The sequence below is a fragment of the Mesorhizobium sp. M7A.F.Ca.US.014.04.1.1 genome (assembly GCF_003998745.1).
GTDB lineage: Bacteria > Pseudomonadota > Alphaproteobacteria > Rhizobiales > Rhizobiaceae > Mesorhizobium > Mesorhizobium ciceri.
The window spans coordinates 1-11,047 of the sequence record NZ_RZRW01000146.1 but is presented as its reverse complement, the minus strand read 5'-3'; the positions used below and the strand labels follow the sequence as shown (position 1 = coordinate 11,047).

Annotated in this window: 10 protein-coding genes; 7 read left to right on the top strand and 3 right to left on the bottom strand. The window is 62.8% G+C overall.

Annotated elements, in window-relative coordinates; genetic code table 11:
* Window positions 1–984 (bottom strand): efflux RND transporter periplasmic adaptor subunit (locus EOA22_RS12555; RefSeq protein ID WP_127389997.1); only part of this gene is annotated, 984 nt, incomplete at its 3' end.
* 145 nt (window positions 985–1,129) lie between these two features.
* Here EOA22_RS12555 and EOA22_RS12550 point away from each other — a divergent pair.
* Window positions 1,130–1,663, top strand: a complete 534-nt coding sequence (locus tag EOA22_RS12550) for a TetR/AcrR family transcriptional regulator (protein WP_024503025.1) — start codon at window positions 1,130–1,132, stop codon at window positions 1,661–1,663.
* A gap of 124 nt (window positions 1,664–1,787) precedes the next feature.
* Window positions 1,788–3,389: an inorganic phosphate transporter gene (locus EOA22_RS12545; protein ID WP_063170349.1), complete on the top strand. Its 1,602-nt coding sequence runs from the start codon at window positions 1,788–1,790 to the stop codon at window positions 3,387–3,389.
* Window positions 3,390–3,815: 426 nt separating this feature from the next.
* Here the strand turns inward: EOA22_RS12545 and EOA22_RS12540 are convergent, their stop codons facing one another.
* Complete coding sequence (locus tag EOA22_RS12540) at window positions 3,816–4,976, bottom strand: patatin-like phospholipase family protein (RefSeq protein ID WP_024503027.1); 1,161 nt, start codon at window positions 4,974–4,976, stop codon at window positions 3,816–3,818.
* A 47-nt stretch (window positions 4,977–5,023) separates the two neighbouring features.
* Complete coding sequence (locus EOA22_RS12535) at window positions 5,024–5,770, bottom strand: acetoacetate decarboxylase (protein ID WP_063169133.1); 747 nt, start codon at window positions 5,768–5,770, stop codon at window positions 5,024–5,026.
* 223 nt (window positions 5,771–5,993) lie between these two features.
* On the opposite strand from EOA22_RS12535, the gene EOA22_RS12530 reads away from it, so the two are divergent.
* The 5 genes from EOA22_RS12530 to EOA22_RS38825 all read left to right on the top strand — a co-directional run.
* Window positions 5,994–6,782 (top strand): 3-hydroxybutyrate dehydrogenase, encoded by a 789-nt coding sequence (locus EOA22_RS12530; RefSeq protein WP_063169132.1) that lies wholly within the window; start codon window positions 5,994–5,996, stop codon window positions 6,780–6,782.
* Window positions 6,783–7,243: 461 nt separating this feature from the next.
* Window positions 7,244–8,572 carry an NAD(P)H-dependent oxidoreductase gene (locus tag EOA22_RS12525; RefSeq protein WP_024503031.1) on the top strand — a complete coding sequence of 443 codons (1,329 nt, stop codon included), beginning with the start codon at window positions 7,244–7,246 and terminating at the stop codon, window positions 8,570–8,572.
* A 2-nt stretch (window positions 8,573–8,574) separates the two neighbouring features.
* Window positions 8,575–9,603, top strand: a complete 1,029-nt coding sequence (locus EOA22_RS12520) for a thiamine pyrophosphate-dependent dehydrogenase E1 component subunit alpha (RefSeq protein ID WP_063169131.1) — start codon at window positions 8,575–8,577, stop codon at window positions 9,601–9,603.
* Entirely contained in the window at window positions 9,603–10,601 is a 999-nt protein-coding gene (locus EOA22_RS12515; protein WP_027163140.1) for an alpha-ketoacid dehydrogenase subunit beta, read from the top strand. Before EOA22_RS12520 ends, EOA22_RS12515 begins: the two co-directional genes overlap by 1 nt.
* A 3-nt stretch (window positions 10,602–10,604) precedes the next feature.
* On the top strand, window positions 10,605–11,047 hold a 443-nt coding region (locus EOA22_RS38825), incomplete at its 3' end, for a lipoyl domain-containing protein (protein WP_127389996.1).

Sequence of the window (11,047 nt, the reverse complement as noted above, 5' to 3'; positions counted from 1 at the left end):
TGCCGGCGCAGCGGGTTTTTCCTCCGGCTTGGCAGCTGGCGCTGTCTCGGCGGGCTTGGCTGGCTGCACCACGAAGATGTAGTCGCCATAGAGACTTGTCGTCAGCGCCGTCTGCGGCAGGGTCAGCACGTTCTGCTCTTCGGGCAGCTCGACACGCACCTGCACGAACTGGCCGGGGGTCAGCTTGCCATCGGGATTGGCGACTTCCGCCCGGATGTTCACCAGCCGGCTGGACGAGTCGATCTTCGGGTCTATGCCACGAATGGCGCCTGCGAATGGCCTGTCCTCGCCGCCAAAGCCCAATCGAATCGTCTGGCCGATCTTGAGCAAGGCGAGTTGCTGTTCGGGAACCGTGAAATCGACCCGCATCGTGTCGAGGTCCTGCAATGTCACCACGGCGGTGCCGGGCGCCAGATACTGGCCGACATCGATCTTCGGGATACCCACCGTGCCGCCGAAAGGCGCCGTCAGCTGCTTCTGGTCGAGCACGGCCTGCAGCTTGGTGACTTGGGATGCCGAGGCCGAGGCCGCCGCACGCGCCGTGTCCAGCGTCGAGTCGGAGCCAACGCCACGCCTGGTCAGTTCGATGGCGCGGGCAAGTGAGGTCTGGTCTAGCGCGGCCTGCGCCTTCTGTGCATCGAGGTCGGCGCGCTCGACGGCGTCATCGAGTTGCAGCAGAACCGCATTGTCCGCCACCTTCTGGTTGGCATGGAAAAGGATGTCCTTGACGATACCGGTAGTCTCGACCGTCAGGTCGACACCGCGCACCGCCTTGACCGTGCCGATCGCCTCGACGCCTGGCGTCCAGGCCGAAGGCTTGGCGATGGTCGTCGAAACGGTTGCCGCCGGCGGCTTCATCGATGCGAAGTACTGCTTGATGCCGTTGTCGCGCAGGAAGTTGAAGCCGACGATGCCGCCGACCACGACGACGAGCAGGGCCAGAACCAGAACAATGATAAAGATACGGAGTATGCGCTTGAACAAGGAAGTCCCCTCAGTCGAAATCCGGCGCGAAGCGCGGATATCGGGACACATACCGACTGCGGGTCCCGATTTCAAATAATGGCGGTCTTCCTGTACCGTCTGGACGGTCTTGTCAATTGGGCCTAAGCTTGCGATGGGAGGCACCATGAGAGCCCAAAGACCGAATTCGCGCGAGAAGATTCTCGCCGCGGCGGCTGATGTTGCCCGGGAATCCGGACCAGGCAGCCTGTCGCTGGATGCCGTCGCCAGCCGTGCCGGCGTGTCGAAGGGAGGGCTCCTCTACAATTTCCCGACCAAGGCCAAATTGATGCAAGGTTTGGTCGAAGGCTATCTGCGCGAGTTCGAGCACGCGCTGGAAGCCGCCAGCACAAATGACAAGGACGAAAATCCCCTGGCCGTCTACATCAGGCTGTCGGCCAATGATTGCGAGGAAAAGCAGCCGTCGGCGTCCTGGATCTTCTCGGCCATCGCCGAGGATCCCGATTTCATGATGCCGATAAAGACCTTCAAGCGGCAGCTTTTCGAGCGGCTGAAGGGCGAGACGCCGGATCTCAAATCGCTGTTGATCTGCTATCTCGCCATCGAGGGATTGCGCAGCATGAACCTCTTCGATTCGGATGTCCTGTCGAAAGACGAGCGCCAGTTGTTGGTATCGTCGCTGCTCGAGATTGCCAAATAGGCGCCGCCCACCCGCTTTTCGGCAGGCCTGTTCGTGAACGCGGCGTTCGCCGGCGTCACACAGGGTTCATCGTGCGGACATAGCGTCTTCCCAGTTCTTTGCTGCAATGCATCTGGAGTGGGACATGGTGGACATAGTTTCTAGCGAGGCGGGCATTCCGAGACCGGATCATCCGCTGGATCAATCGGGCAGCGCGAAGTGGTTCCTGCCGGCCTTCGGCGTGCTGGTGCTCGTCGGCATCGCCTATGTCGGCTACGCGCTCAGCCAGGATCTTGCGGTGGCCAAGACCGTGCCGTGGATCCTGCTTGGCATCGCCTTGCTGATCGCGCTCGGCTTCGAGTTCGTCAACGGCTTCCATGACACCGCCAATGCGGTGGCGACGGTCATCTACACGCGCTCGATGCCGGCCGAATTCGCCGTCATGTGGTCGGGCGCCTTCAATTTCCTCGGGGTTCTCACCTCCAGCGGCGCGGTCGCCTTCGGCATCCTGTCGCTGCTGCCGGTCGAGCTGATCCTGCAGGTCGGCTCGTCCTCGGGCTTCGCCATGGTGTTCGCGCTGCTTGTGGCGGCGATCCTGTGGAATCTCGGCACCTGGTTCCTCGGACTGCCGGCGTCGAGCTCGCACACGATGGTCGGTTCGATCATCGGCGTCGGCCTTGCCAACCAGTTCATGGCGCCCGCCGGCAGCGCCACCAGCGGCGTCGACTGGTCGCAGGCGACCAATGTCGGCGTCACCCTGCTGGTGTCGCCGATCATCGGCTTCTTCGCCGCGGCGATCCTGCTCTATGTAATGAAGCTGCTGGTGCGCAATCCGGCGCTCTACGAGGCGCCGAAGGGCAACACGCCGCCGCCATGGTGGATCCGTGGCCTGCTCATCTTCACCTGCACCGGCGTCAGCTTTGCGCACGGCTCCAATGACGGACAGAAGGGCATGGGCCTGATCATGCTGATCCTGATCGGCGTCGTGCCGACGGCGTATGCGCTGAACCGCACCCCCGACATCAACTATCTCGAAGCCTACAAGTCTGCTTCGGTCAGCGTCGAAACGGCGCTGGGCAAATATGCCAAGCCCGGCGTCACCGTCGCCGATGCCAAGGCCGCCGTCCAGGATGCCGTGCGCACCAGGACATGGAGCGACCAGACGACGGTTGCGCTGCAGACCTACATCCACAACACGACGGCTGGCCTGCAGCCCTATGCCTCGGTCGAGACGGTGCCGACCGATCTGGTCAGCAACGCCCGCAACGACATCTATTTGATCGGCGAAGCGCTCAAGCTGATCGACAAGAAGCAGCTGCTGCCGATGGAGGCGGCCGATCTGAAAGCGGTCACCGACTATCACAAGGCCGTCGACAACGCGACGAAGTTCATCCCGATCTGGGTGAAGGTCGCCGTCGCGCTGGCGCTCGGCCTCGGCACCATGGTCGGCTGGAAACGCATCGTCGTCACGGTCGGCGAGAAGATCGGCAAGAGCCATCTGACCTACGGCCAGGGTGCGGCGGCCGAACTCGTGGCGATGGTGACCATCGGCATGGCCGATCGGCTGGGACTGCCGGTGTCGACGACTCATGTGCTGTCGTCGGGCGTTGCCGGAACGATGGCGGCGAACGGTTCGGGGCTGCAATGGGCGACGGTGCGCAATCTGCTGCTTGCCTGGGTGCTGACGCTGCCGTGCTCGATCACGCTGGCCTTCGTGCTGTTCATCATCTTCCGCCAGGTGTTCTGAGCCGAGCGTAAGCTTCCGAACAAAAGGCAGCGCCGGGTGACCGGCGCTGCCTTTTTTCTTTAAGTGAGCACTGCGTTCAAGGGGTGAAGACGTATTCGTTTCTGTTGACGTGGAACATGCCTAGGAAATTGCCGAAACGCCTTTCGCTTCGTCATCCTGTGGCGGAGCAGGGAGCGAAGCGACGCGGCGCAGACCATAGGATCCATGCCGCGACTCCTGAGCGTTGCCGCGGTGCAGAATTCTGCTCCGCTGCACTCCGTGGCAAAGGTCACGGCATGGATCCCAGGGTCTCCGCGACGGAGCTTCGCTCCTGCTTCGCCCAAGGATGACGAAGTTTGGAGGCGTCGGCCAATCTCGAGCGTTGGCGATGGCCGTTCAAACGAATCCTGGCCAACAACGCTGAACCGTTGGGCATAACCGGCCTGGCTACGTCGGGTCTTCGCGATGCAGGTCATGGATGGCCACACCGTCGACATTGGTCGGCATCGTCAGCCACTCACGATGGCGCAAGGTGCGCTGCGTGTCCTCCAACCCTGTCTCCCAATGCTCGCGCATCGAGGTGCCTGAGAACTCATAGTCCTTGGCGTGACCCTCATAGCCCTTGTGCTGATAGATCAGGTGCACGATGTTGACGGTGCCGGCGTCCGAATAGTCCTCGATCAGCGCTTCCTCGGCCGGCGTCCGCAACTCCTTCGGCACCCGTTTCAGTGCATCGAGCAGGCGCATCTTGAGACCGTGGATGCGTTTGAAATTGTCGGTGTTTTGCCGTGTGCGGCTTGAATACATGATGTCCTTGTGGCGCGACAGCACGTCCGGCATGCTGCGCGGCAGGACGCCTCGCGCGCTGAACAGGTCGACCTGGAAAACCAGCGAGGAACGGTCCTCTTCCTGGTCGAGCAGATATTGCAGCGGCGTGTTGGAGACGATGCCGCCGTCCCAGTAATATTCGCCTTCGATGCGGATCGACGGGAACGCCGGCGGCAGCGCGCCGCTGGCCATGATGTGCTCCGGTTCGATGCGGACCTTGTCGGTGTCGAAATAGACGAAGTTGCCGGTCCGGACGTTGACCGCGCCGACGCTCAACCGCTTCTTGCCGTCGTTGAGGATGTCGAAGTCGATCAGGCTTTGCAGCGTCTCCTTCAGCTCGGCCGTGTCGTAGAAGCTGGTGGCGCCCTCGGCGCCGGGCTGCTCCATCCAGGGGTTAGGATTGCGCGGCTTGAAGAAGCCCGGCTGCCCCATGACCATGGTCATCCACGAACTGGTGCGATTGCGGATATCACGGTAGATGTCGCCTTCCGGCGTATAGGCCCAGATCTTGCGACCCGAAATCGTCTGCCAGAATTGCTCGAGGCGCTGCAGCCGGCGGCTCGATTCATTGCCGGCGATGATCGCCGCATTGATGGCGCCGATCGACACGCCGGAAAGCCAGCTCGGCTCGCAGCCGGCCTCTGCCAATGCCTGGTACACCCCAGCCTGGTAGGCGCCGAGCGCGCCGCCTCCCTGAAACACCAGCGCGACGCGGTCATACTGCGCCGAGATCTCCGCGATGGTGGCGGTGGCCTCCTTGTTGCGATTGCGTTCGAGCACGGCTTTGGTCTCCGACTTCTGTTTGGGCTCTGAAAGGCTTGTGCAGCTCAGGTGCGGTCGGCGAGATAATCGTGAACCACTTCGCCCAGCCCAAGCGTCAGGTCGGCGGTGAAGTGGACGGCGGATACGATGTCGAGCACCGGCAGCCGCGCCACGTCGGCCATGACGTGCGGCCGCAAATCGAGTGCGGCGGGCGCTGTCCAGGCTTCCTTCAGCGTGATGTCGGTGAGGTGGTAGCGGACCAGTTCGCAGATGCGCGGCGTGCCGTCGACATGCGGGACGATCTTGATCAGGAAATTGGGCGCGGCCAGCGAAGCGAGGACAGAGCCGTGATCGGCTTTCTTGTGCTTGTAGCCCATCGTGCCGGTGGCGCACAGAACGCTGCCATAGTGCAGCGTGCCGACGATGACCTCGCCTTCATGCACGATCTTGGGATTGGCAAGCTTCTTGGGAAAGCCCCACAGTTCGCGGCCGCCGGCGATCGGCGCGTCGTCGTCGAGATACATCGAATGGACGTAGGCGCCGTGCTGGCCCTTGTAGCGCACCGGGATGACCTGGCCGGTCTCGGTGTAGTCGCCGAAACCGGTCGAGTCAGGCATGCGGATGAATTCGTATTTGACCAGCGGCTCGTCGATCTCCAGCGGCTCCGGCACGACAGCCTCTAGCGCCTCGCGCGTCGTGCGGTAGGTGATGATGACGTATTCGCGGTTGAAGAAACGGTACGGCCCGGGCGGAAAGGAGGGGTTGGTCAGCGGCATCGCATAGGCGCGCTTCACGACATCGGCGATCTGCAAGGCTGTAGCCCCATTTTGGTTCAGGAATGACTGCGCGAATGCGCTCCGGATTATGTTGCACGGCACCATGACAGTGCCGTGTCAGCCGCCTGACAGCCGCCCAAGGGGCCTGTCGACGGCCGTCTCAACCCTGTAATCGCACCGACATATGGCTATGGCACTGTCATGGTGCGGCGCACAAAGGCGGCCCCGTTCGTTCCCTCCCACCTCTTGCGAGATCATCATGGGTTTCCTGTCTTCGAAGAACGCCCTCGTCACCGGCTCGACCAGCGGCATCGGCTTGGCCATCGCCCGCGCCTTTGCCGTGGAAGGCGCCAATGTCACCATCAACGGCCTTGGCGATGCGGCTGCCATCGAGCACGAGCGCGCCGGCATCGAGAAGGATTTCGGCGTCAAGTGCCGCTACTCCGGTGCCAACATGATGGATGGCGCGGCGGTCAGCGCCATGGTGCATGAGGCCGAGGCTGCCTTCGGCAGTCTCGATATCCTGGTCAACAATGCCGGCATCCAGCATGTCGCGCCGATCGAGGAGTTTCCCGATGACAAGTGGGAAGCCATCATCCGCATCAATTTGCTCGCCGCGTTCTACGCCATCAAGGCGGCACTGCCGGGCATGAAGACGCGCAAATGGGGCCGTATCATCAACACCGCCTCGGCGCATGCGCTGGTCGCCTCGCCGTTCAAGTCGGCCTATGTGTCGGCCAAGCACGGCATTGCGGGCCTCACCAAGACGGTAGCGCTCGAAGCAGCGCTCGACGGCGTCACCGTCAATGCGATCGCGCCGGGCTATGTCTGGACGCCGCTGGTCGAAAGGCAGATTCCCGACACGATGAAGGCGCGCGGCATGACCGAGGAACAGGTCAAGCACGATGTGCTGCTCGCCGCCCAGCCGACCAAGGAATTCGTCACCGTCGACGAGCTCGCCGCGCTGACGCTGTTCCTGTGTTCGGACGCGGCCAGGCAGGTCACCGGCACAACCTTGCCGATGGATGGCGGCTGGACGGCACAGTAGAGGGTAATCCAAGCGTTCCGTTTGCCTGCTGGTGCCGCTGGGCGCTGGCAGAAAAGCACCCGGCTATGCCGTGATCTTAATCGATGCGGATGGCGTGGTCGTGCATTTCCATGATTTTGCGATCGACGCGGCGGGTTGCCCGCCTCCGGCAGGCTTCGCGGGGCACTGAGCAGGACTTCCCGCGAGGGCCAAGATGCCGCCAGTCGCATGTGCCGGCCTATTGCACGGCAGCGCAACAGGCTGCGCCGTTGGCTGAGCTGAACGATCCCAACCGATGCCCATCCGCGCACTGACGGCGACTGCGCGGCATCGGGTTTCCCAGCCTCTTTCTCGTCCCGCCGGACTACGGTGAAAGTGTCCGAAAAAGCACGGGAATATGGACATTAGTCTTGACAGAAATACAGATGTTCAATACCCGTCAGGCAATCGAACAAGCCTGCATTATGGGAGGAACGAGCGGTATGGCTTCCAATGTTTCGTTGACGGGTCTTGCCCGCGATCTCGAGGAACGCGCAAAGTCGGGCAAGCCTATCCGCATCGGCCTGATCGGCTCGGGCGAGATGGGAACCGACATCGTCACTCGTGTCGCCCATATGTCGGGCATCGAGATCGGCGCCATTTCCGAACTGAACCTGCCGGCTGCCAGCAAGGCCGTCGATATCGCTTTCCAGGAAACCGGGCATGCGCGCGAAGTGTCGAATGCTTCGGCTATGACGTCGGCGATGGAAGCCGGCAAGGTCGCGGTCACCAACGACGCCGACCTTGTCATCAACAATGATCTGATCGACGTCGTCATCGATGCCACCGGGGTTCCCGCCGTTGGCGCCGAGATCGGGCTGCGCGCCATGGAGCATGGCAAGCATCTGGTGATGATGAATGTCGAGGCCGACGTCACCATCGGCGCCTATCTGAAAAGCGAGGCCGACCGGCTCGGCGTCACCTATTCACTGGGCGCCGGCGATGAGCCGTCCTCCTGCATGGAGCTGATCGAGTTCGTCTCGGCCATGGGTCACCCGATCGTTGCCGCCGGCAAGGGCAAGAACAATCCGCTCAACATCGACGCTATTCCCCCGGACTATGAGGAGGAAGCCAAGCGCCGGCACATGAATGTCCGCATGCTGGTCGAATTCGTCGACGGCTCCAAGACCATGGTCGAGATGGCGGCAATCGCCAATGCCACCGGCCTGGTTCCAGACAAGGCTGGCATGCATGGCCCGGCGGCGACGCTTGGCGAACTGTCCAAGGTGCTGGTGCCGCAGAAGGATGGCGGCGTTCTGTCGAAGGTCGGCGTCGTCGACTATTCGATCGGCAAGGGTGTCGCGCCCGGCGTCTTCGTCGTTGCCGACATGTCGCATCCGCGCATCTCCGAGCGCATGGAAGATCTGAAGATGGGCAAAGGCCCGTATTTCACTTTCCATCGTCCCTATCACCTGACCTCGCTCGAGGTGCCGCTGACCTGCGCGCGCGTCGTGCTCTACGGCAAGGCCGACATGGTGCCGCTGGCCAAGCCGGTGGCCGAAGTGGCCGCCGTGGCCAAGAAGGACATGAAGCCCGGCGAGAAGCTCGATGCGATCGGCGAATATTGCTACCGCGCCTGGATCATGACGACGCCTGAAGCGCGCGCCGCCAAGGCCATTCCCTGCGGCCTGCTGCAGGGCGGCTCGGTCACCGCGCCGATCAAGAAGGGCGAACTCATAACCTACGCGAATGCAGCGCCCGCGGCGGGCTCCAAGATCGCCGAACTGCGCGCTCGCCAGGACAAGCTCGTCTATGGGACCGTGGGAGCGTGATCATGGCCACAGCCAGCAAAGCCGTCACTGACAGTCGCGCCAATCTGCCCTTCGTCTACCGCCAGTACAGCGCCGAGCAGCTCAAGCAGGTGCTCCACAAGATGTACCTGATCCGCCGCTTCGAAGAGGGCGCGGAGGAGTGCTACACGCGCGGCCTCATCCATGGCACCATGCATTTGTCGATCGGCCAGGAAGCCAGCGCCATGGGCATCTGCATGCCGCTTGCCGAGGATGACCAGATCACCTCGACGCATCGCGGTCACGGCCACTGCATTGCCAAGGGCGCCGAGGTCAAGCGCATGTTCGCCGAGTTCTTCGGCAAGACCACAGGCTACTGCAAGGGCCGTGGCGGCTCGATGCACATCGCCGATGTCGGCAAGGGCAATCTCGGCGCCAATGGCATCGTCGGTGGTGGTATCCCGATCGCCGTGGGGGCGGCATTGTCCTCCAAGATGATGAAGACCGGCAAGGTCGTGGTCTCGTTCTTCGGCGATGGCGCCAACAATGAAGGCGCTTTCCACGAGGCGCTAAACATGGCGGCGGTCTGGAAGCTGCCTGTCATTTTCGTCTGCGAGAACAATGGCTACGGCATGTCGACATCGACAGCCCGCTCGACCGCGGTCAAGAACATCGCCGAGCGCGCCGCCGCCTATTCGATGCCCGGCGTCATCGTCAACGGCAACATCTTCTCCGAGGTCGCCGAGGCGTCTCATCAGGCTGTTGCCCGAGCCCGCGCCGGCGAGGGGCCGACGCTGATCGAGTCCAAGACCTATCGCCATCGCGGCCATTCCAAGAGCGACCGCAACCGCTATCGCACCAAGGAAGAGATCGAGGACTGGATGTCGAACCGCGATCCGATCACCCTGTTCGAAAGCGAGCTCAGGGAATTCGGCTTCATCGACGACAAGGGCATCGAGGCCATTCGCGATGCCGTGGCGCAAGAGATCGCCGAGGGCATCGAGTTCGCCAAGGCGAGCCCATCGCCCGATATCAGCGAGACGGGAAATTACGTGTATACGGAGCAGGCGTGATGGACGCGATGGTGCGTGAACTGAGCTACGCCCAGGCGATCCAGGAGGCCATGGCGATCGCCATGGACATGGACGAGCGCGTTTTCCTGATGGGCGAGGATATCGGCGTCTATGGCGGCGCCTTCCAGGTCACCGGCGACCTGGTCGAACGTTACGGCGCTGACCGCGTCATCGACACGCCGATTTCGGAACTGGGCGGCGCGGGCGTTGCGGTTGGGGCTGCGCTCACCGGCATGCGGCCGATCTTCGAGTTCCAGTTTTCCGATTTCGCCACGCTTGCCATGGAGCAGATTGTCAACCAGGCGGCCAAGATGCGCTTCATGCTGGGCGGCGAGGTTTCTGTTCCCGTGGTGATGCGCTTTCCCGCCGGTTCCGGCACCGGTGCGGCGGCTCAGCACAGCCAGAGCCTCGAAGCCTGGCTCGGCCATGTGCCGGGTCTGAAAGTCATCCAGCCGGCGACCCCCTATGATGCCAAGGGCATGCTTTTGGCGGCGGTCGCCGATCCCGATCCGGTCATGATCTTCGAGCACAAGCTGCTCTACAAGATGAAGGGACCGGTGCCCGAAGGCTATTACACCGTGCCGATCGGCAAGGCCGATATCCGCCGCGAAGGCCGGGATCTCACCATCGTCGCCACCTCGATCATGGTGCAGAAGGCGCTCGACGCGGCAGCCGTGCTGGAGAGCGAAGGCATCGACGTCGAAGTCGTCGATCTCCGGACCATCCGGCCGATGGACAAGCAGACCGTCATCGACAGCGTCAAGAAGACGTCGCGGCTGCTATGCGTCTACGAAGCGGTCAAGACGCTGGGCATCGGCGCCGAGGTCAGCGCCATGATCGCCGAGAGCGAAGCGTTCGACTATCTCGACGCGCCGATCGTGCGGCTGGGCGGCGCCGAAACGCCGATCCCCTACAATCCGGAACTCGAGAAGGCGACGGTGCCGCAAATTCCGGACATCATCACCGCCGCGCGCGACCTCGTGAAAGGGGTCCGCTAGACCATGCCGACCGAAGTCATTCTTCCCAAGGTCGACATGGACATGGCGACCGGACAGATCTCGCGCTGGTTTGCCGAGGAGGGCGCGCACGTCAAGAAGGGCGATGTGCTGTTCGAGATCGAGACCGACAAGGCGGCGATGGAAATCGATGCGCCGGCCAGCGGCGTCCTGCGCGATGTCACCGGCAAAGAGGGTGTCGATATTGCGGTCGGCGCTGCCGTGGCGTGGATCTATGCCGACGGTGAGGCCTATGGGGCTGATGCTGCTGCGGCCAAGCAGGACAAGGCGCCAATCTCCCCCCCCGCGGGGGAGATGTCGACGAAGTCGACAGAGGGGGGCGCTGTCGCGCCAACGTCTCATTCTGTCACGCACCCCTCTGCCCTACCCTCTTTGCCGCCCTTGTGGGGGAGATGCCAAGTGGCGGCAAAGAGGGTAGGGCAGAGGGG